Source organism: Aggregatibacter segnis ATCC 33393 (assembly GCF_000185305.1).
GTDB lineage: Bacteria > Pseudomonadota > Gammaproteobacteria > Enterobacterales > Pasteurellaceae > Aggregatibacter > Aggregatibacter segnis.
In genome coordinates, this window is sequence record NZ_GL622200.1 from 995,671 (window position 1) to 1,015,912 (window position 20,242).

Sequence of the window (20,242 nt, forward strand, 5' to 3'; positions counted from 1 at the left end):
AAACTAAAAAGCTATCAACAAGGACATTATTGATAGCTTATTTTTATACTTATTAGGCTTTCGGTTTGACTTTTTCCACCCGATTACGCAATTTTTGTCCCGGTTTAAACACCACTACGCGGCGAGCAGAAACCGGCACGCTTTCACCGGTTTTCGGATTACGCCCCGGACGAGAGGATTTATCGCGTAACTCAAAATTACCAAACCCGGATAATTTCACGTCATTCCCAGTTTCTAACGCAATTCGGATTTCCTCAAAAAAACTTTCGACTAAATCCTTGGCTTCACGTTTACTGAGATGGAATTTCTCAATAAGATTCTCGGCGAGTTCTACTTTAGTTAATGTCATAGTTTAATCTCTCAAGTAAGCATTAAAACGTTGTTTTAACTCAGATAATACCGCTGAAATTACTGCGTTAATTTCATCTTCTTCAAGGGTTTTTTCATTGTCTTGAATCACGAGGCTTATCGCTAAGCTCTTATGACCTTCTGCGACGCCACTACCTTGGTAAACGTCAAATAAATTCACTTGCGTTAATTTATCACCGCCTGCAACACGACAAGCGTCTAATACATCGTCTGCTGCAACACTATCCGCAACCACAAGAGCTAAGTCACGGCGATTCGCCGGGAAACGGGAAATTTCTTTTGCTTTCGCAATATCACGACGAGAAATATGCGCAATGGAAATTTCACACACAAATGCCTTGCCGTTGATACCAATTTTTTGAGCAATCGTCGGATGAAGTTGACCAATAAAACCAATTTCTTCACCGTCTAACATAATTGCAGCAGATTGCCCCGGATGTAACGCTGTGTATGATTTTGCTACAAATTTTGCGCGATTTCCAGCAGAACTTAATGAAAGTAAATTTTCAATATAACCTTTTAAATCATAGAAATCGGCAGGCGCAGCTTTTTCGCTCCATTGTTCATTTGCTTTCGAACCGGTCATCACTGCCGCAAAAACTTGTTCTTGACGTACGCCAAATTCGGCTTTTTCATCCGGTACAAAACGTAAACCAAATTCAAACAAACGCACACGATTTTGTTGACGATTTTGGTTATAACTTACCGCCCCTAGCAATCCGGTTAATAGTGAAACGCGCATCGCGGACATTTCAACAGAAATTGGGTTAGGTAGAATAAACGGTTTAATTTCCGGGTGGAGTAAACTTTGAATTTTCGGATCAACAAAGCTATAAGTAATGGCTTCATAAAAATCGCAACTCACTAATGCCGCTTTAATTCGCGATAATTCAATGTCTGCTTCGCTATGTTCACGCATACGCAAATGCGCTAACGGTGCATTATTTGGAATACTGTTATAGCCATAAATACGCGCGACTTCTTCAATTAAATCTTCTTCGATTTCAATGTCAAAACGCCAAGATGGCGCAACAGCCGTCCAACTGTTGTTAGCGTAAGAAACCTGTAAACCAAGGCGTTGTAAAATATCGGTTACCGTTTCTGTTTCAATATGATGGCCAAGTAACGCATCTAATTTGTGACGTTGTAATGTGACTTGTTGACGTTTTGGTAAATGGGCTTCATGAGTCACTTCACAAATTTCACCGGCTTCCCCACCACAAATCTCTAATAAAAGTGCGGTCGCTCTTTCCATTGCTTTACGTGGCAATTCAAAATCCACACCACGCTCAAAGCGATGAGAAGAATCTGTATGCAAACCATATTGACGAGCACGACCGGTAATCGCCAATGGCGCAAAAAATGCTGCTTCTAAAATCACATCTTTTGTGTTTTCTACATTCACACCACTGGCTTCACCACCGAAGATCCCCGCCATTGCCAATGCACCATTTTGGTCGGCAATCACTAAAGTGTTCGGTTGAAGTTTCGCTGTCGTACCATCTAACAAGACAAGCTCTTCATTTTCTTTCGCCATGCGAACTTGTACCGGTTGTGCCACTTTTGCCATATCAAAAGCGTGCATCGGTTGGCCCAATTCAAGCAAAATATAGTTCGTGACATCCACAATTGGATCGATAGAACGAATATCGCAACGGCGCAATTTTTCTTGTAACCACATTGGTGACTGCGCTTTAACATTGACATTCTTAATCACACGTAATAAATAACGCGGACAGGCTTCGGCAGCTTGAACATCAATTTGTACTTTATCGCTAATGGTCGGTTTAACCACCTCAAAGTGCGGTGGATTTTCGTGAAGTTTATTCACCACAGCTAATTCACGCGCCACACCGGCAATGCTTAAACAGTCTGCACGGTTTGGCGTTAAGCTGATTTCAATAGCGCTGTCGTCTAATGTTAAATAATCGCGTAAATTGGTACCGATAGGCGCATCTTGTGGCAATTCGATAATGCCATTGGCATCAGATTCAATGCCGAGTTCGCTGAATGAGCAAAGCATGCCTTCGGAAGGTTGTCCGCGTAATTTGGTTTTCTTGATTTTGAAATCACCCGGTAATTCAGCGCCTTCTACCGCACAAGCCACTTTCAAGCCTTGACGACAATTCGGTGCACCACACACGATATCTAACAAACGCTCGCCGCCCACATTCACTTTGGTTACGCGTAATTTATCGGCATCAGGATGTTGTGCGCATTCCACCACTTCGCCTACAACCACACCGGTGAAATCGCCGGCCACTTTTTCTACTCCGTCAACTTCCAAGCCTAACATGGTAATTTGTTCGCAAAGTTGTTCCGTAGAAATCGCTGGATTAACCCATTCGCGTACCCATTGTTCACTAAATTTCATACTTATCTCTCACTCAAAATTATTTAAACTGTTTCAAAAAGCGTAAATCATTCTCGAAGAATGAACGTAAATCTGTGACGTTGTAGCGTAACATGGTTAAACGCTCTACCCCCATGCCCACTGCAAAGCCAGAGTATTCATTTGGGTCAATACCAACATTGCGTAAAACATTTGGGTGTACCATACCGCAACCCAACACTTCTAGCCATTTTCCGTTTTTACCCATTACATCCACTTCGGCAGAAGGCTCTGTGAATGGGAAGTAAGACGGACGGAAACGCACTTGCAAATCTTCTTCGAAGAAGGCACGTAAGAAATCGTGCAACAGGCCTTTTAATTCGGTGAAATTCGCATGTTTATCCACATACAACAATTCGATTTGATGGAACATCGGTGTGTGGGTTTGGTCGTAATCGTTACGATACACGCGCCCCGGCGCCATAATGCGAATTGGCGGTTGCTGTTTTTGCATGGTACGAATTTGTACCCCGGAAGTTTGCGTTCTTAACAATAATTCAGGATTAAACCAGAATGTGTCGTGATCGGCACGCGCAGGATGATGTTTAGGAATATTTAAGGCATCAAAATTGTAATAATCGCTTTCGATTTCAGGACCGGATTCCACAGAAAAACCCAGTTCAGAGAAAAATTTGGTCACGCGTTCAATGGTAATAGAAACCGGATGTAAACAGCCCATTTCCACTTTGCGCCCCGGTAAACTCACATCAATGCGTTCGTTTTCCAATTGTGCATTTAATAGGGCTTGTTCCCATTCCGCTTTTTTTGCATTTAAAAAATCTAATGCCGCTTGTTTAGCTTCGTTAATTTTCGCGCCCATTGCCGGACGTTCTTCCGCCGCCACATTGCGCAATTCTTGCATTAATTGGGTAAAATGACCTTTCTTACCAAAATATTCCACGCGAATTTCATCAAGCGCGGCAAGGCTTTTATCTTCAATGTTGTCTATAGCATTTCTTGCTTTATCCACAAGCTCTTTAAGATGCTGCATAAATATCCTCTGTGATGATTAATCTATCTAAAAAATGCTGTCAATAATAATACTAACTGCTTAGAAAATCACGCGATTTATCTATGACCGCGGAAATTATTCCGTAATAAAACGAAGATTTATAGGGAAAAATGACCGCACTTTATTCTTCCGTTTACATTTCAACTGAAACTTTTCAGCCATTTTCTTTGGATAAAAAAATAGAGGCTTAAAAAAGCCTCTATTTATTAAAATTTTACTATTAAGGTAATTGTTGCAATGCTTCAATACGTTTTTCCAACGGCGGGTGGCTTAAGAACAATTCTGTTAAGCCGCCACCACGTTTACCGTTAATGGCAAATGCCGCCAAGGTGGAGCCTTCCAGCTCTTCCGGTTCATGCAAGTTTTGTAAGCGTTTTAGCGCATCAATCATTTTTTGCTTACCCACTAAATTCGCTGAACCTGCATCGGCTCTGAATTCACGTTGGCGGGAGAACCACATAGCAATCATGCTTGCCAAGAAACCAAATACGACTTCAAGCACCATCGAAACTAAGAAATAGCTCCCGGAATTGCTTGAGCTTTCACTGCCCTGATTGCGGGAATTCGCCACCACGTTTGCAATGATACGTGATAAGAAAATCACGAAAGTATTCAACACACCTTGCAATAACGCCATGGTCACCATATCGCCGTTTTTAATATGACTAACTTCGTGCGCCAAAACAGCTTCAGCTTCGCCACGAGTCATTTTATTTAACAAACCGGTACTCACCGCCACTAACGAATTGTTTTTGCTTGCGCCGGTGGCAAAAGCATTTACATCAGCAGAATGGTAAATAGCGACTTCAGGGCGTGGTAAACCGGCACGATCTGCTTGTGAATATACGGTATCCAATAACCAACGCTCTGTTTCGTTGCGTGGTTGTTGAATCACTTCAGCACCCACAGAACGAATTGCCATGGTTTTGGACATAAATAACGAAATAATAGAACCTGCAAAACCAAATAATGCGGCAAACAGCATTAAACCGCTCGCATCACGAGATTGAATGCCGGTTAACGATAAAATGATGTTAAAAACCAACAATACTGCCATATTGGTCGCAAGGAAAAGTAAAATGCGCATCATCGATGAAAAACTCCTAAATAAAACAGTAATAAAAACACGCTTGGCTATAATGGCGACAAAAAAAGGAAAATCAAGTATGCCAATGAATTCAATGAGAAAAAATGTTGTTTTATTGGAAAAAGAGAAAAGTGCGGTGGATTTTGACGATGTTTTTTGAAAAGAAAAAGGGAGTTGGTCGATAAGCCGGGTTCTGTCATGGACAATCATTCATCTAGGCGCATATTTACACATGCGCTCAAGCAACCTACCCGAATCCTGAACGGGCCATTCATTGGATTCCTATTTGGTCTTGCTACGAGTGGAGTTTACCCTGCTACCAACCGTTACCGGCGGCACGGTGCGCTCTTACCGCACCCTTTCACCCTTACCTGATCCCTTGCGGGCCATCGGCGGTTTGCTCTCTGCTGCACTTGTCGTAGGCTCTCGCCTCCCGGACGTTATCCGGCACTCTGCCCTGTGTAGCCCGGACTTTCCTCCCGCCTACTTGTCCCCCAGTTTACGCTTTCGCGATGTTAGAGGCTTCAATAGACCGGCGATTGCCTGACCAACTCTGGCGCGCAGTATAGCTTAAATTCAAGGTGAAATATAGTGTTAAGTAAAAAGTTGGGCTAGAATGAACGCCACAAAAACAGGCCTAAAATACACCGCACTTTTGTGCCACATAAGGAAACTTCAATGAATTATTTACAAATTGCCCGAGAAACCCTGGGCGTTGAAGAAAAAGCCCTCGGACAACTCAGCGAAAAATTAGACTGCACCTTCACTGAGGTTGTTGATTTAATTTTAAATTGCAAAGGCCGTTTGGTGATCGGCGGTATCGGCAAATCCGGTTTAGTGGGCAAAAAAATGGTCGCCACCTTTGCTTCCACCGGCACACCGAGTTTTTTCCTGCATCCTACGGAAGCCTTTCACGGTGATTTAGGCATGTTGAAACCCATTGATGTGGTGATGCTCATTTCTTACAGCGGCGAAACCGACGATGTAAACAAACTCATTCCAAGCCTGAAAAACTTCGGCAACAAAATCATTGCGCTCACGTCCAATAAAAATTCCACTTTAGCGCGTCATGCGGATTATGTGTTGGACATTAGCGTAGAACGGGAAGTCTGCCCGAATAACCTTGCACCGACCACTTCCGTGGTTGTGACCATGGCGTTGGGCGATGCGTTGGCAGTTTGTTTAATGCGCGCGCGCGATTTCCAACCGGAAGATTTTGCGAAATTCCATCCGGGCGGCAGCTTAGGTCGCCGTTTGTTATGCCGCGTGAAAGATCAAATGCAAACTCGCTTACCGATCGCCGCCTTAACGACCTCCTTCACCGATTGCTTAACCATTATGAATGAAGGTCGTATGGGCGTAGCGTTGGTCATGGAGCAACAGCAATTACGCGGTATTATCACCGATGGTGACATTCGCCGTGCATTAACGGCCAACGGTGCCAATACGCTTAGCAAAACCGCACAGGAATTGATGACCTCTCATCCAAAAACTATTCATCAAGATACCTATTTATCTGAAGCGGAAAATTATATGAAAGCGCACAAAATTCACTCTTTGGTTGTGGTGGATGATGCGCAAAATGTGGTCGGTTTAGTGGAGTTCTCAAGCTGATGACAACAGAGTTACAAGAAAAATTAAAACAGGTGAAATTCGTTATCACCGATGTGGACGGCGTATTAACGGACGGTTTACTGCACTACGATGCTAACGGCGAAGCGCTCAAAAGTTTTCATGTGCGCGATGGTTTAGGCATTCGGATGTTGATGGAAGCCGGCATTCAGGTTGCTGTGTTATCCGGACGTGATTCGGCAATTTTGCGCAAACGCATTGCCGATTTAGGCATTAAACTCGCCTTTTTAGGCAAGCTGGAAAAAGAAAGTGCCTGTTTTGAATTATGTCGCCAAGCCGGTGTTGAGCTGGAGCAAACAGCTTACATTGGCGATGACAGCGTTGATCTCCCGGCTTTCGCTGTTTGTGGACTTTCCTTCGCGGTTGCCGATGCACCGGAATATGTCAAAAACTGTGCCGATTACACCTTAGGCTTAGGCGGCGGAAAAGGCGCCTTCCGTGAAATGTCCGATATGATTCTCAACGCCCAAGGCAAAGCCGAAATTTACAATTCAGCTCAAGGATTTTTGAAGACGGCAAAAAAGATGGCGCAGTAAAAACGCCGTAAAAAACGACCGCACTTTTTGACTCATATCGTGGGCGGATATTAAATTCGCCCTACTTCGCTATTCATCCATTCCCACCATTCTTAAACAAAATTTTAATTTTTCTTGACTTTAAATACCTGCACTAGTTTAATAGTGCAACTTTATTTTATGTTTTAAGGAAATGAGAATGTCTTCCGCTTTTATTCAAACTTTTACGCAAAACGTAGCTTATCACAGCGACCCTACCGCTATTTTCGCCACCTTATGTGAAAACAAACCGAATACGCTACTTTTAGAATCTGCTGAGATCTCCAGCAAAAACAGTCTGAAAAGTTTATTACTCGTTAACGCAGCCATGAAAATTTCTTGTTTGGGACAAACCGTCACTTTTCATGCGTTAACCGACAACGGTGCCGCAGTGTTACCGTTAATTGCGCAAAAGCTCTCGGCACAGGTAAACGTAACATCCCAAACAAGCACCGAACTGCAAGTGGAATTCAAACCTGTCGACAATAATACAGACGAAGACAGCAAATTATTGGCGCACAGCATTTTCGACGGGTTGCGTTGTTTCACCGAACTTTATCAGGCAAGCTCGTTGCCGGTTTTTTTAGGCGGGTTATTCGCCTATGACTTGGTGGCAAATTTTATTCCGATGGAAAACATCACTTTGCAAGATGATGGCATTACCTGTCCTGATTATTGCTTTTATTTAGCGGAACAATTACTGGTGATTGACCATCAATTGCAACAAGCGAAATTACAAACCTTTTGTTTTGCACAAAATGCGTTGGCTACGTTGCAGCAGAACGCCCAAGAGATTGCCAAAAAACTCTTGGAAATTCGACCGCACTTGAGCCTCAAATCGGCTTCTACCGAGGTTGCCATTAATTTAGATGATGATAAATTCAAGAAAATTATTGAGCGCCTGAAGCAACATATTTATTGTGGCGACGTGTTCCAAATCGTGCCGTCCCGTCGTTTCTCCCTTGAATGCCCGAATACGTTGGCGACTTATCGTCAGTTAAAACAAAACAACCCAAGCCCGTATATGTTCTTTATTCAAGACGAGGATTTCACTTTGTTCGGTGCTTCACCGGAAAGTGCCTTGAAATATTCGCAAACTACCCGTCAGTTGGAGATCTATCCGATTGCCGGCTCCCGTCCGCGCGGCTTTGATGCTGACGGCAATATCGATCCCGAATTGGATTCCCGTTTGGAACTGGAATTGCGTTTGGATCATAAAGAACAAGCGGAACATTTGATGTTGGTGGATTTAGCCCGTAACGACATCGCCCGTGTGTGCGAAAGTAAAACCCGTCATGTGAAAGATTTAATGCAGGTGGATCGTTATTCGCACATTATGCACCTTGTTTCTCGCGTTGTAGGTAAACTTCGCCCTGAACTGGATGCGTTACACGCTTATCAAGCCTGTATGAACATGGGCACGCTAACCGGTGCACCGAAAATTAAAGCTATGCAGCTAATTTATCAATTTGAACAACAAAAACGCCACAGTTACGGCGGTGCCGTAGGCTATTTACAATCTGATGGCAATTTTGACACCTGTATTGTGATTCGCTCCGCCTTCGTGCAAAACGGTATTGCCCATGTGCAAGCCGGTTGCGGTACGGTGTTGGATTCCGACCTGCAAATGGAAGCCGACGAAACCCGTCACAAAGCCCGTGCGGTCATCAACGCCATCGTACAAACCAATAAGAAAGCGAATCAATAGGAGTGACATCATGGCAACTATTTTATTTTTAGATAACTTTGATTCCTTTACTTACAATTTGGTGGATCAATTTCGCGGACTGGGACATCAGGTTCACATTTACCGCAATGATTGTGATTTAGCGATTTTAGAAAAAAACGCCTTGGCACAACCGGATACGATTCTTGCGCTCTCTCCCGGGCCGGGCACCCCGGATGAAGCGGGGAATATGATTCCGTTGATTAAGCGATTAATCGGCAAAGTACCGATGTTGGGCATTTGTTTGGGGCATCAAGCGTTAATCGAAGCCTTCGGTGGTAAAGTCGTTCATGCGGGTGAAATTTTGCACGGCAAAGTGTCCAGAATTGAACACGACAATGAAGCCATGTTCAAAGGTTTGACCAACCCGATGCCGGTAGCGCGCTATCATTCCCTCATGGGAATTAATTTGCCCGATGAATTGATTCCGAATGCTTCTTATCATGGCATTAATATGGCAATTCGCCACCGCACTTTGCCCATTTGTAGCTTCCAATTCCATCCTGAATCTATTTTAACAGTGCAAGGGGCAAAGTTATTGGCGCAATCGGTGGAATGGTTGTTGAAACGGAATTAATATACCACTTCCCCTCTTTAGCAAAGAGGGGTTAAGGGAGATTTGGCAGTCGTCATAAAACTGAGTAAGTTAATAATCAAAATATGGTTAATTTCATTTGATTTTTATTCAATAACAATATTTTTCCAATCTCCCTGGTTCCTCTTTTCTAAAGAGGGAGATTTTAAATAAAAAAGGACAAAACATGATCACAGTATATGGCTTAAAACGTACCCTCTCCCCTCGCAAATCTGCTGTAGCAGAGGTGATTTATAACTGTCTTGAACTCGGTTTAGATGTTGCCAAAGGCAAGCACGCGCTTCGTTTTATTTGTTTGGAAGACGACGATTTTTACTACCCACATACCACAAACCGTACCGACAATTACATGGTAATTGAAATCAATTTAATGCAAGGTCGTTTAGAGCAAACCAAAAAACGTTTAATCAAAATGTTGTTCAGTGAATTTGAATACAAATTAGGCATTAGCCCGTTTGACGTGGAAATCACCATCAAAGAGCAACCGGCGCATTGTTGGGGCTTCCGTGGCATGACCGGCGATGAAGCGCGCGATTTGGATTACGATATTCATAAATAAGGACAAGGATGATGGAAAACCAAGCTCTATTAGAAAAACTTTATGGCGCACAAACCTTAACCGCCGCGGAAAGCGAAGCCTTATTTAACGCCATCATGTTGGGGAAATTAAGCAACGAACAAATCTCCGCCATGTTAGTGGCTCTCAAAGTGCGTGGTGAAACCATCGATGAAGTCAACGGTGCCGTATTAGCCGCCGTTAAAAATGCCAAACCGTTTCCAACACCCGACTACCCCTTTACCGACATCGTAGGCACAGGCGGTGACGGCGCCAATACTATCAATATTTCTACGGCATCCGCTATTGTCGCAGCGGCTTGTGGTGCCAAAGTGGCTAAACATGGCAACCGTAGCGTTTCCAGTAAAACCGGTTCAAGCGATTTATTAACTGCCTTGGGTGTCAATATCGCGATGTCGCCAGAGCAAGCCCGCCAAGCATTGGATGACATTGGCATCTGCTTCTTGTTTGCACAGCAATATTATCCGGGCTTCAAATATGTGGTGCCGGTACGCCAAGCCTTAAAAACCCGTACGCTCTTTAATATTCTTGGTCCACTTATTAATCCGGCACGTCCGAAACATCAATTGCTCGGCGTTTATTCTCCCGAACTGATTGATATTTATGCTAAAACTGTTGCCAAATTAGGTCACGAACACACGATTATCGTGCACGGCAGTGGCTTAGACGAAGTGGCCATTCATGGCGCTACAGACGTAGCGGAAGTACGTAACGGCGAGATTGAACGTTATACCCTAACGCCACAGGATTTTGGCTTACAAGTCAAACCGTTGGAAAGTTTGCGCGGTGGCGAACCGACAGAAAATGCGCAAATGATTACCGCACTTTTACAAGGCAAAGGCAAAACGGAACACAACCAAGCCGTTGCCATGAACACCGCACTATTATTAAAACTGTTCGGACAAGAAGACATTAAACAAAATGCACAACGGGTATTGGATGCGATTGCACAAGGCAAACCGTTTGAAACCTTACAAAAATTAACGGCCTATTAATTTAAAGACCCGTTTTCAAAAAATAAGACATAAACATGATCACACAAGACTTTTCCAAACCACTTGAAGCCGCAACGGTGTTACAAAAAATCGTGCTTGATAAAGCCGAATGGGTAAAAAACAAAGAAGCGGAATTTCCGTTAAGTGAATTTGAAAAAAACATTCAAAAATCCGACCGCGCTTTTTATGATGCGTTGGCAAAAGGCACCCACCAAAAACCGGCGTACATTTTAGAATGTAAAAAAGCCTCGCCGTCCAAAGGATTGATTCGCAGTGAATTTAAGCCGACAGAAATTGCGCAGATCTATAAAAACTATGCCAATGCGATTTCTGTGCTGACGGATGAAAAATACTTCCTGGGCAATTTTACCTACATCAAACAAGTTCGCGACGTTGTCACACAACCGGTGTTGTGCAAAGACTTTATGATCAGCGAATATCAGGTGTATTTAGCGCGTTTTTACCAAGCCGACGCGATTTTACTCATGCTTTCAGTAGTGAGCGACGAAACTTATCGCATCTTAGCCGATTTGGCACATTCTCTCGGCATGGGCGTGTTGACCGAAACCAGTAACGAAGAAGAATTTGAACGCGCCTTGGCGTTAGAGGCGAAAATTATCGGCGTAAATAATCGTAATTTGCACGATTTAAGCGTAGATTTAAACCGCGTAGTGGCACTAACCAACCGATATGCCGACCGCATTCCTGCCGATGTACGAATCATCAGCGAATCAGGCATTTACAATCATCAACAAGTGCGAGAATTACAACAAGTTGCCCACGGCTTTTTAATTGGCAGCAGTTTGATGGGCAAACCTGATTTGAACAACGCCGTACGTGAAGTCATTTTCGGCGAAAACAAAGTGTGCGGTTTAACCCGTGCGCAAGACGTAAAAACCGTTTACGAAAGCGGTGCATTGTACGGCGGACTGATTTTTGTCGAAAACTCCAAACGTTGTGTCAGTTTACGCCAAGCCCAAGAATTGGTGACGGCCGCACCACTTCGTTTTGTGGGCGTGTTTCAAAATCAAGGCATTGATTTTATCGTGAAAATCGCGCAGCAGTTACAGCTCTATGCCGTTCAGTTGCACGGCGATGAAACAGCGGAATTTATCACCGCACTTCGCGCCGAATTGCCTGAAAGCATTCGTATTTGGAAAGCCATTTCCGTGGAGGTAACCCATAAAAGTGCGGTGGTTTTTGACGACGTTTCTGCGATTGATCGTTTTGTTTTCGATAGCAAGTCAGGCGCGCAACAAGGTGGTACCGGTGAGACTTTCGATTGGTCATTGATTCCTGCCCATCTGAAACATAAAATTATTCTGGCGGGTGGCATTAACCCTGATAACATTGAAGATACATTGGCACAACATTGTGTCGGGGTTGATTTAAATTCCGGTGTGGAACGTGCGCCCGGCGTGAAAGATGCCGAAAAAGTGCGGTCGGTTTTTGCAAAGATTTTATAGCGTCACAAAACCACACAATAAATAATGGCACACAATGTCCAATGTGCGCCTTTTTCTTTTCTTAATTCAGCCTTTTCTGCGATCAAATCCTTTTTTCTCTAACTCCAAATAAAATTTCATACCTAGTTATGGTTACAATAATTTAATAAATGAGAATTAATCGCAATTAATCTATAAAAACAAAAGGTTACATCCTATATTCGGATAAAAAATAGGGATATTCTTGATGACGATCAAATAATGTTCCACCTTATGAGCATATCATAGCGCCGATAACCATATATAAAATGTGTGAATTGGAGTGAATATATGCAACGAAGCGATGGATTATTTTCTGCCTTAGCTGATGTTTCCCGCCGGGATTTCATGAAATTATGTACCGCACTTGCAGCAACAATGGGGCTAAGTAGTAAAGCCAGTGCGCAAATGACAGAAGCCTTGACGGCGCCTGCTCGTCCGCCGGTGTTATGGATTGGTGCACAAGAGTGTACAGGATGTACAGAATCTCTGCTACGTGCCACTCACCCGACGGTGGAAAATTTAGTATTGGAAATGATTTCCTTAGAATACCACGAAGTCCTTTCTGCCGCGTTTGGAGAACAAGCTGAAGATAATAAACACAACGCCATGCATAAATATTATGGCAAATATGTTTTAGTCGTTGATGGTTCCATTCCGGTGAAAGACGGTGGTGTTTATTGTATGGTCGCTGGAAAACCGATTGTAGAACACATTCAAGAGGCGGCAAAAGGTGCTGCAGCCATTATTGCGATTGGTTCTTGTGCTGCCTGGGGTGGTGTGCCATCCAGCGGTGGTAACCCAACCGGCGCCAGCAGTTTAACTGATGTGTTACCAAAAGGTACGCCGATCATTAACATTCCGGGCTGCCCGCCGAATCCACATAACTTCCTTGCAACAGTCGCTTACATTCTTACTTATAAGAAATTACCGGCAATGGACAAACTCAATCGTCCGCTATTCGCTTACGATCGCTTAATTCACGAAAACTGCTATCGCAGACCGCACTTTGATGCAGGTCGCTTCGCCAAAGAATACGGCGATTATGGTCATCGCAATGGTTGGTGTTTATACCATCTCGGTTGTAAAGGACCGGAAACTTACGGCAACTGCTCTACTTTAGAATTCTGTGATGTCGGTGGTAATAACTGGCCGGTAGGTATTGGTCATCCTTGTTATGGTTGTAACGAAAAAGGCGTGGGCTTTACCAAAGGCATTTTCCAATTAGCCGGTGTAGAAAACCCAACACCGCGCGCTGAAAAACCCGATGTAAACAATAATGAAGGCTCAGGTGCAACGATGACAGCCATCGGTTTATTGGGCGGTGCTGCTGCCATCCTTGCCGGTGTGAGTGTTGTCACCTTACGCGAATTAAGTGTTCAACATAAAGCCCGTTCCGAAGCCAAAGCGGCAGAGAAAGAACAGCATACAGGTAAATAACATGGATAGACGAAAATTTCTAAAAGCCGGTGTGCTTGGCGGAATTGCTTCCACCTTGCCTGTGTCGAGTGCACAGGCATCGGAAGTGGTTGAGCCTATTCCAGGTGCGCTTGGAATGCTTTACGACTCTACCCTTTGTGTAGGTTGTCAGGCATGCGTGGCTGAATGTCAAAACGTGAACCACACACCAGTAAATCCAAAAGGTGATCAAACCTGGTCAAATAACGACAAGCTCACGCCGTTTACGCGTAATATTATTCAAGTTTGGACCGATGGTGACGGTAAAAATAAAGACCAATCGGAAAATGGCTATGCTTACGTGAAAAAACAATGTATGCATTGCGTTGACCCAAACTGTGTTGCGGTTTGCCCGGTTCAAGCCCTTACCAAAGATCCAAAAACCGGTATCGTAAAATACGATCCCGATATTTGTACCGGTTGCCGTTATTGCATGGTGGGTTGCCCTTTTGATGTACCAAAATACGACTATGACAATCCATTCGGTGAAATCAGCAAATGTGAACTCTGTAACCAAAAAGGTGTTGAACGCCTAGATAAAGGCGAATTGCCGGGTTGTTGCCATGTTTGCCCAACGGGTGCCATTATTTTCGGTACAAGAGAAGAATTATTGGCGGAGGCCAAACGCCGTTTAAGTTTATTACGCGGTACTGAATACGATTACCCGCGTCAACACGTCAATAGTACGGATAAATACCGCGCTACCGTGCCGGCATATCAATACCATATTTACGGTGAAAAAGAAGGCGGCGGAACACAAGTCCTAGCCTTAAGTGGAGTACCATTTGAAAATCTTGGCCTACCACCTTTAGATGAAGTGGCAACGGGAAGTCGTGCAGCGCATTTACAACATTTCTTGTATCGTGGTTTAGCGTTGCCGTTAGTGGCACTTGCCGGTCTTACCTTTATGACTTACAAAAATATGCATGGCGATAAAATTGCCGAGCGTATTGCAGCACAAAAAGAAGCCATGCGTCAGGCACGCAAGGAAATTGAAGAAGCGGAGGATGAGCATCATGAGTAATCCACGTCCGGTGGGCGGTCGCCTTGTTTCTGCCGCAATTCTCTTTTTTGCACCACTTGCCGTGCTTTGCGTTTTATTAATTTTAAAACGTCTAGTTTTTGGTATTGGTTCCGTGACCGCACTTAATGGCGGTTATCCTTGGGGTTTATGGATTGCCTTTGACTTGCTTGTCGGTACAGGTTTTGCCTGTGGCGGTTGGGCATTAGCTTGGACAGTGTATATTTTCAATAAAGGGAAATATCACGCTCTTGTGCGCCCAGCATTGCTCGCCAGTCTCTTTGGCTATTCCCTTGGCGGTTTATCTATCACCATTGATATGGGACGTTATTGGCACTTGCCGTATTTCTACGTTCCAGGGCAGTTCAATACCAATTCCGTGCTGTTTGAAACGGCATTTTGTATGACGGTGTATATCATTGTTGTCACCTTAGAATTTGCGCCGGTATGGCTTGGTTTCCTTGGTTTGAAGAAATGGTTTAATAAACTCAATAAAATCATGTTCTTCATTATTGCATTGGGTGCCTTATTGCCAATGATGCACCAATCTTCAATGGGTTCCTTGATGATTGTAGCAGGCCACAAAGTACATCCTGTATGGCAAAGTTATGAAGTGTTACCGATTCTCTCCCTGCTTACCGCTTTCATTATGGGGTTCTCTATCGTGATATTTGAAGGTTCCTTAGTGAAAGCCGGTCTTGCAGGAAAAACACCGGATGAGCGTCATTTATTCACTCAATTAGCGCGTGTCACTGCAGGTTTGATCTTCTGTTTCCTAGCGGTGCGTTTTGGTGAGTTGATTTATCACGACAAACTGCAAATGGTTGTGGGTTTCGATAAATTAACTAAATTTGAAGCATGGATGTTCTGGATGGAAGTCTGGTTGATGGTATTACCGTTACTTACCCTCTTCCTCGGGGAGAAAAAATCAGATTCCCGTTGGTTATTTATTTCGGCATTAAGCATGTTACTCGGTGCAGCATTATGGCGGATGAACTACTCTCTCATCATGTATAATCCGGGCAATGGCTATCGATATTTCCCATCTGCGGAAGAATTGCTTATTTCAATTGGCTTCGTTTCAATTGAAGTATGTGCCTATATTTTAATCATTCGTTTATTCCCTGTATTACCGGTATTTAAAGAAAAACATACCGAAGACTCAGAAAAAATTATTGCCGAAAAAGCGGCATTCAGCAAAAAAGTTAGCGGAGCAGAATAATGTCAGAAAAAAAACGTATCTCAATTGACCCAATTACCCGTATTGAGGGGCATTTACGTATTGATTGCGAAATTGAAAACGGCGTCGTCACCAATGCTTGGTCATCCGGTACCATGTGGCGCGGTATGGAAAATATCGTAAAAGGTGCCGACCCACGTGACGCATGGATGATTATGCAACGTATCTGTGGCGTATGTACCACAGTACACGCGATTATCAGCGTACGTGCCGTAGAAGATGCTATCGGTGCTAAAGTACCAGTCAATGCGCAGTACATTCGCAACATGATTCTTGCTGCACACAGCATTCACGACCATATTGTCCATTTCTATCAACTCTCCGCCATGGACTGGGTGGATATCACCGCTGCGCTAAAAGCTGATCCTGAAAAAGCAGCAGACATGCTAAAAGGTGTCTCTACATGGTCATTAAACAGTGCTAATGAATTCCGCAACGTACAGAAAAAAATTCAAGCATTAGTGGACAGCGGACAACTTGGCATTTTCGCTAACGGTTATTTCGGTCATGCTGCAATGAAACTTCCACCAGAAGTCAACCTCATTGCCGTCGCGCACTATTTGCAAGCGCTTGAATGTCAACGTGATGCTAACCGTGTAGTCGCATTACTGGGTAGTAAAACACCACACATTCAAAACTTGGCGATTGGTGGTGTAGCAAACCCAATTAACTTAGATTCCCAAGCGGTACTAAACCAAGAACGTCTCATGTTCGTGAAAGCGTGTATCGACCGCTTAACTGACTTCATTAACCAAGTGTATAAAGTAGATGCAGCAGTATTTGCGGCTTACTATCCTGAATGGTTAAACTTAGGTAAAACATCCGGCAACTACTTATCTGTACCAGAATACCCAATTGATGCAGATAACTCTAAATTCATGTTAAAAGGTGGTTATATCGAAAACGGCGATTTATCGACTTTCCGCCCAATTGATCAACAAAAAGATGAGTTCGTTGTAAAAGGCATTAAAGAAAGCGGTAAACACGCTTGGTACGAAGACGATGAGCCATTAGAACCTTGGGCGGGTTTAACTCGTCCGAAATACACAGGCTGGCAAGATGACGGTAAATATTCTTGGGTAAAAGCCCCAACCTTCTACGGAAAAGTCGTTGAGGTAGGTCCTCTCGCCTATTTAATTTGCGGCTTGGCAGCGAATGACAAACCAACCGTTACCCATTTCAACGAATTAAAAGGCATTTATGAAAAATTGACTGGTAATACGTTAACTACCGATCAATTACATTCTACCCTTGGACGTATTATCGGCCGTACCGTGCATTGCTGTGCAATCAACGATATTTTAAGTGCTCAATGGCAAATGCTCATTGATAACATCGCGAAAGGTGATATGACGGCTTATATTAAAACAGATATCCCTGCAAGCGGCGAATTCCGTGGTGTTGGTTTCGGTGAGGTACCACGCGGCATGCTTTCTCACTGGGTTGTCATCAAAGATGGCCGCATTGAAAACTATCAAGCAGTTGTACCATCTACATGGAATGCAGGCCCACGAAACGAACAAGACCAAATGGGCCCTTATGAGCTTTCCATTATTGGTACACCGGTGGCAGATCCAACTAAACCATTGGAGGTGGTGAGAACCATTCACTCTTTCGACCCTTGTATGTCCTGTGCCGTACACGTTGTTAATACAGAGAATGGCGAAGTGACTGAAGTGAAGGTGTTGTAATGAAGCCGTTAATTCTTGGTGTCGGCAATATTTTGTTAAGCGATGAAGGTGTCGGTGTGCGTGTGGTGCAGGAGCTTGAAAAACGCCCTGAAATTCAACCGCACTTTGACATCATCGATGGTGGCACTTGTGGCATGGAATTACTGGATGCGATGGCAAACCGTGAGCATTTGATTATTGTCGATGCCGTGCTTGCTAACAAACAGCCAGGTGAGATTGTCGTGTTACATGACGAGCAAGTGCCTACCTTTTTCTCTCGCAAAATTTCGCCACACCAACTGGGTATATGTGATGTACTTTCTGCAATGAAATTGACGGACGAATTCCCAAAACACCTTTGTCTTATCGGTATCCAGCCAGAATCGCTAGAATCCGGAATTGGCTTGACGGAAACGATACAAAAAACATTACCGAATGTTTTTGTAGCCTTGAATCAAGTGATTACTGAATATGGTTTGAATCTAGACTCTCCTCTTTAGAAAAGAGGGACGGGGGGAGATTTGACCTAATTAATAGAGGCAAGAGTTAAATCTCCCCTACCCCCTCTTTACGAAAGAGGGGAACTTTCTTTAAGATTTCACCTGCTATGCTTTAATCTTATTGATATTGACAAACACCCACTGATAGCGCGCGTCTCTGACGCGTGCTTATTTTATTAATACTTCTGGCACACGTTATAGAACGCACGCCACTATTTTGTGAAAAGTTAACCATGTACCGACACGAAAAAACACCTCAAAATGCCACCGCACTTTTAAACTCTGTTTCTGGCTTTGAAGAAAATCCAACGGAGACTTTCCTTGCTGAAATGCAAAAAATTGTTCCTGAAATGCAAGATCTCCCCTTCTTTCATCACAATATTGAATGTTTCTGCCCAAAATTCGTTTTATTTGAAGGACAATGGGTCGGCTCGGTGTTAACCCCATGGATGATTAGCGTCGTTATTTTGCCGGGCCCGCAACAAACGTGGGAACCGCGAGAGTTAGGGGATAAAATCACTGTTCAACTGCCTTACAAAGCTCTTACCTTCACGGTCAGTGGCATTGAAACTGTACCGCAATATTTAAGTTGCTCCTTGCATTCCCCGCTTGATCCGAATCTTACCCACGAACAAGCCATCCAACTGACACAGGATTGTCAACGCATGATTTTATCCATGCCGATCAAACAAGCGACGTTTGATCCAGATCGCCGCAATTTATTTAAAGCAATGGTAAAATAAGCGAAATTTTTAATCGGAGTAAATGAATTATGTGTTTAGGTGTGCCCGGTCAAATTGTAAAAATCGGCGACAGCGCATTACAACTTGCCACCGTGGATGTTTGCGGCGTGCAACGTGATGTGAATATTTCCCTTATCTGTAGCGATGACCCCAAACCTCTGCTTGGCAAATGGGTTCTCGTCCACGTTGGTTTCGCGATGAGCATCATTGATGAAGAAGAAGCCAAACAAACCCAAGAAGCCCTACTTGCCATGAGCCAGTTGGAACATGAAGTAGGCGATTTTTTAGGGTTGAATCAGCAGTAACGCGAGATATTGAATGGCAATAATTTGAATAAAAGCAGGCTTTTAGCTTGCTTTTTGTTTTCATCTTTCTGTGTTTTGTTTGTAAGGTACGCTTATTTACAATATTATTCCCTTCATTTTATATCTAACTCCCTGGAGGCATTCATGTTCGAAATCGATTCTATTGAGCTTTTAGGCTATGTCGCAACATTCTTTGTGGCAGCATCATTTTTATTTAAATCCATCGTTTCTTTGAGAACCGTTAACTGCATCGGGGCAATTTTGTTTGTGATCTATGGTCTTCTTAAAGGTTCCTATCCCGTAGCGTTATTGAATATATTCTTGGTTTTAGTAAACGTTTATCAATTGTGGCGCTTAAGAAATAAAAGCACAGTAGTGAGTGTGAAATAGTCACAATAGAATTTCTCTTCAAATGCGTGCAGATGGCTTATTTAATTCGTCAGACAGCACGCAACATCATTTTAAAATAACGCTCAAATCCCCTTCAGAAAACACCGCACTTTTCCCTTTTCTTCTCTCCTATTTCACTCAATTTATGATCTCAATCACGGTTTTGTGAAAATGACTTGGGTAGAATAAAAATCCCATATTAAATATAAGGATACGACTAATGACTTCGGCAGAACTTTTCGGTGAAGGAATTAATCTGATGTTTTCAGGGATGGGTTTTGTATTGGTCTTTTTGCTCATTTTAATCTGGGCAATCGGACTCATGTCAAAGCTGATAAACAAATATTTTCCTGAGCCTCACCCCTCACCAAAAACGCCTTCAAATGCCACCGCACTTTCTGCGGCACCTACTGACGATTTTGAGCGTTTGCGCCCTGTAATTGCAGCGGCTATCGCGCACCATCGCCGTACCCAACAGTTCAAATAAAAATA

At 43.5% G+C, this 20,242-nt stretch carries 21 protein-coding genes and 1 other RNA gene; 17 read left to right on the forward strand and 5 right to left on the reverse strand.

Going from position 1 to position 20,242, the window contains the following annotated elements; all coding sequences use genetic code 11:
• Nucleotides 1-52: 52 nt before the first annotated feature.
• The 4 genes from HMPREF9064_RS04805 to htpX form a co-directional block, all read right to left on the reverse strand.
• A complete protein-coding gene (locus HMPREF9064_RS04805; RefSeq protein ID WP_006718254.1) occupies nt 53-349 on the reverse strand; it encodes an integration host factor subunit alpha in 297 nt (98 codons plus the stop codon).
• Nucleotides 350-352: 3 nt separating this feature from the next.
• On the reverse strand, nt 353-2,743 hold the full coding sequence (gene pheT, locus HMPREF9064_RS04800) for a phenylalanine--tRNA ligase subunit beta (protein WP_006718256.1): 2,391 nt from the start codon (nt 2,741-2,743) through the stop codon (nt 353-355).
• Between the two features lie 19 nt (nt 2,744-2,762).
• Nucleotides 2,763-3,752 (reverse strand): phenylalanine--tRNA ligase subunit alpha, encoded by a 990-nt coding sequence (gene pheS, locus HMPREF9064_RS04795; RefSeq protein ID WP_006718257.1) that lies wholly within the window; start codon nt 3,750-3,752, stop codon nt 2,763-2,765.
• 241 nt (nt 3,753-3,993) lie between these two features.
• A complete protein-coding gene (gene htpX / locus HMPREF9064_RS04790; RefSeq protein WP_006718259.1) occupies nt 3,994-4,863 on the reverse strand; it encodes a protease HtpX in 870 nt (289 codons plus the stop codon).
• On the opposite strand from htpX, the gene HMPREF9064_RS09900 reads away from it, so the two are divergent.
• Nucleotides 4,853-5,020, forward strand: coding sequence for a hypothetical protein (locus HMPREF9064_RS09900; protein ID WP_155811787.1), 168 nt, complete (start codon nt 4,853-4,855; stop codon nt 5,018-5,020). The genes htpX and HMPREF9064_RS09900 overlap by 11 nt on opposite strands.
• A gap of 6 nt (nt 5,021-5,026) precedes the next feature.
• Here HMPREF9064_RS09900 and rnpB read toward each other — a convergent pair.
• Nucleotides 5,027-5,415: RNase P RNA component class A (gene rnpB, locus HMPREF9064_RS09715), an RNA gene on the reverse strand.
• A 123-nt stretch (nt 5,416-5,538) separates the two neighbouring features.
• On the opposite strand from rnpB, the gene HMPREF9064_RS04785 reads away from it, so the two are divergent.
• From HMPREF9064_RS04785 to HMPREF9064_RS04710, 16 genes are all read left to right on the forward strand, one after another.
• Complete coding sequence (locus HMPREF9064_RS04785) at nt 5,539-6,474, forward strand: KpsF/GutQ family sugar isomerase (protein ID WP_006718260.1); 936 nt, start codon at nt 5,539-5,541, stop codon at nt 6,472-6,474.
• Complete coding sequence (locus tag HMPREF9064_RS04780) at nt 6,474-7,028, forward strand: KdsC family phosphatase (RefSeq protein WP_006718262.1); 555 nt, start codon at nt 6,474-6,476, stop codon at nt 7,026-7,028. The genes HMPREF9064_RS04785 and HMPREF9064_RS04780 overlap by 1 nt, the downstream gene beginning before the upstream one ends.
• Nucleotides 7,029-7,206: 178 nt before the next feature.
• On the forward strand, nt 7,207-8,754 hold the full coding sequence (gene trpE / locus HMPREF9064_RS04775) for an anthranilate synthase component I (protein ID WP_006718263.1): 1,548 nt from the start codon (nt 7,207-7,209) through the stop codon (nt 8,752-8,754).
• Nucleotides 8,755-8,764: 10 nt separating this feature from the next.
• Nucleotides 8,765-9,349: an aminodeoxychorismate/anthranilate synthase component II gene (locus HMPREF9064_RS04770; protein WP_006718266.1), complete on the forward strand. Its 585-nt coding sequence runs from the start codon at nt 8,765-8,767 to the stop codon at nt 9,347-9,349.
• Between the two features lie 184 nt (nt 9,350-9,533).
• Nucleotides 9,534-9,926: a tautomerase family protein gene (locus HMPREF9064_RS04765; RefSeq protein WP_005703192.1), complete on the forward strand. Its 393-nt coding sequence runs from the start codon at nt 9,534-9,536 to the stop codon at nt 9,924-9,926.
• Between the two features lie 11 nt (nt 9,927-9,937).
• Complete coding sequence (trpD, locus tag HMPREF9064_RS04760; RefSeq protein WP_032997880.1) at nt 9,938-10,939, forward strand: anthranilate phosphoribosyltransferase; 1,002 nt, start codon at nt 9,938-9,940, stop codon at nt 10,937-10,939.
• 35 nt (nt 10,940-10,974) lie between these two features.
• On the forward strand, nt 10,975-12,405 hold the full coding sequence (gene trpCF / locus HMPREF9064_RS04755; RefSeq protein ID WP_006718271.1) for a bifunctional indole-3-glycerol-phosphate synthase TrpC/phosphoribosylanthranilate isomerase TrpF: 1,431 nt from the start codon (nt 10,975-10,977) through the stop codon (nt 12,403-12,405).
• Nucleotides 12,406-12,714: 309 nt separating this feature from the next.
• Entirely contained in the window at nt 12,715-13,863 is a 1,149-nt protein-coding gene (hybO, locus tag HMPREF9064_RS04750) for a hydrogenase 2 small subunit (RefSeq protein WP_006718272.1), read from the forward strand.
• A gap of 1 nt (nt 13,864) precedes the next feature.
• Nucleotides 13,865-14,905, forward strand: a complete 1,041-nt coding sequence (gene hybA, locus HMPREF9064_RS04745; protein ID WP_006718273.1) for a hydrogenase 2 operon protein HybA — start codon at nt 13,865-13,867, stop codon at nt 14,903-14,905.
• Nucleotides 14,898-16,124: a Ni/Fe-hydrogenase cytochrome b subunit gene (gene hybB, locus HMPREF9064_RS04740; RefSeq protein ID WP_006718274.1), complete on the forward strand. Its 1,227-nt coding sequence runs from the start codon at nt 14,898-14,900 to the stop codon at nt 16,122-16,124. The genes hybA and hybB overlap by 8 nt, the downstream gene beginning before the upstream one ends.
• Nucleotides 16,124-17,833 (forward strand): hydrogenase 2 large subunit, encoded by a 1,710-nt coding sequence (gene hybC, locus HMPREF9064_RS04735; RefSeq protein WP_006718275.1) that lies wholly within the window; start codon nt 16,124-16,126, stop codon nt 17,831-17,833. Before hybB ends, hybC begins: the two co-directional genes overlap by 1 nt.
• Complete coding sequence (locus tag HMPREF9064_RS04730; protein ID WP_006718276.1) at nt 17,833-18,312, forward strand: HyaD/HybD family hydrogenase maturation endopeptidase; 480 nt, start codon at nt 17,833-17,835, stop codon at nt 18,310-18,312. The genes hybC and HMPREF9064_RS04730 overlap by 1 nt, the downstream gene beginning before the upstream one ends.
• A gap of 233 nt (nt 18,313-18,545) precedes the next feature.
• Nucleotides 18,546-19,055: a hydrogenase-2 assembly chaperone gene (gene hybE, locus HMPREF9064_RS04725; RefSeq protein WP_006718277.1), complete on the forward strand. Its 510-nt coding sequence runs from the start codon at nt 18,546-18,548 to the stop codon at nt 19,053-19,055.
• A gap of 29 nt (nt 19,056-19,084) precedes the next feature.
• Nucleotides 19,085-19,360, forward strand: a complete 276-nt coding sequence (hybG, locus tag HMPREF9064_RS04720; RefSeq protein ID WP_006718278.1) for a hydrogenase maturation factor HybG — start codon at nt 19,085-19,087, stop codon at nt 19,358-19,360.
• Between the two features lie 75 nt (nt 19,361-19,435).
• Nucleotides 19,436-19,750, forward strand: a complete 315-nt coding sequence (locus tag HMPREF9064_RS04715) for a YgjV family protein (RefSeq protein ID WP_407641380.1) — start codon at nt 19,436-19,438, stop codon at nt 19,748-19,750.
• A 220-nt stretch (nt 19,751-19,970) separates the two neighbouring features.
• Complete coding sequence (locus HMPREF9064_RS04710) at nt 19,971-20,237, forward strand: oxaloacetate decarboxylase subunit gamma (RefSeq protein ID WP_006718283.1); 267 nt, start codon at nt 19,971-19,973, stop codon at nt 20,235-20,237.
• Nucleotides 20,238-20,242: the final 5 nt, after the last annotated feature.

Excerpts from the sequence above, each read along its gene's own strand:
- HMPREF9064_RS04805 (WP_006718254.1), bottom strand. The coding sequence starts at position 349 with ATGACATTAACTAAAGTAGAACTCGCCGAGAATCTTATTGAGAAATTC.
- pheT (WP_006718256.1), bottom strand. The coding sequence starts at position 2,743 with ATGAAATTTAGTGAACAATGGGTACGCGAATGGGTTAATCCAGCGATT.
- pheS (WP_006718257.1), bottom strand. The coding sequence starts at position 3,752 with ATGCAGCATCTTAAAGAGCTTGTGGATAAAGCAAGAAATGCTATAGAC.
- HMPREF9064_RS09900 (WP_155811787.1), top strand. The coding sequence starts at position 4,853 with ATGCGCATCATCGATGAAAAACTCCTAAATAAAACAGTAATAAAAACA.
- htpX (WP_006718259.1), bottom strand. The coding sequence starts at position 4,863 with ATGATGCGCATTTTACTTTTCCTTGCGACCAATATGGCAGTATTGTTG.
- HMPREF9064_RS04785 (WP_006718260.1), top strand. The coding sequence starts at position 5,539 with ATGAATTATTTACAAATTGCCCGAGAAACCCTGGGCGTTGAAGAAAAA.
- HMPREF9064_RS04780 (WP_006718262.1), top strand. The coding sequence starts at position 6,474 with ATGACAACAGAGTTACAAGAAAAATTAAAACAGGTGAAATTCGTTATC.
- trpE (WP_006718263.1), top strand. The coding sequence starts at position 7,207 with ATGTCTTCCGCTTTTATTCAAACTTTTACGCAAAACGTAGCTTATCAC.
- HMPREF9064_RS04770 (WP_006718266.1), top strand. The coding sequence starts at position 8,765 with ATGGCAACTATTTTATTTTTAGATAACTTTGATTCCTTTACTTACAAT.
- HMPREF9064_RS04765 (WP_005703192.1), top strand. The coding sequence starts at position 9,534 with ATGATCACAGTATATGGCTTAAAACGTACCCTCTCCCCTCGCAAATCT.
- trpD (WP_032997880.1), top strand. The coding sequence starts at position 9,938 with ATGGAAAACCAAGCTCTATTAGAAAAACTTTATGGCGCACAAACCTTA.
- trpCF (WP_006718271.1), top strand. The coding sequence starts at position 10,975 with ATGATCACACAAGACTTTTCCAAACCACTTGAAGCCGCAACGGTGTTA.
- hybO (WP_006718272.1), top strand. The coding sequence starts at position 12,715 with ATGCAACGAAGCGATGGATTATTTTCTGCCTTAGCTGATGTTTCCCGC.
- hybA (WP_006718273.1), top strand. The coding sequence starts at position 13,865 with ATGGATAGACGAAAATTTCTAAAAGCCGGTGTGCTTGGCGGAATTGCT.
- hybB (WP_006718274.1), top strand. The coding sequence starts at position 14,898 with ATGAGTAATCCACGTCCGGTGGGCGGTCGCCTTGTTTCTGCCGCAATT.
- hybC (WP_006718275.1), top strand. The coding sequence starts at position 16,124 with ATGTCAGAAAAAAAACGTATCTCAATTGACCCAATTACCCGTATTGAG.
- HMPREF9064_RS04730 (WP_006718276.1), top strand. The coding sequence starts at position 17,833 with ATGAAGCCGTTAATTCTTGGTGTCGGCAATATTTTGTTAAGCGATGAA.
- hybE (WP_006718277.1), top strand. The coding sequence starts at position 18,546 with ATGTACCGACACGAAAAAACACCTCAAAATGCCACCGCACTTTTAAAC.
- hybG (WP_006718278.1), top strand. The coding sequence starts at position 19,085 with ATGTGTTTAGGTGTGCCCGGTCAAATTGTAAAAATCGGCGACAGCGCA.
- HMPREF9064_RS04710 (WP_006718283.1), top strand. The coding sequence starts at position 19,971 with ATGACTTCGGCAGAACTTTTCGGTGAAGGAATTAATCTGATGTTTTCA.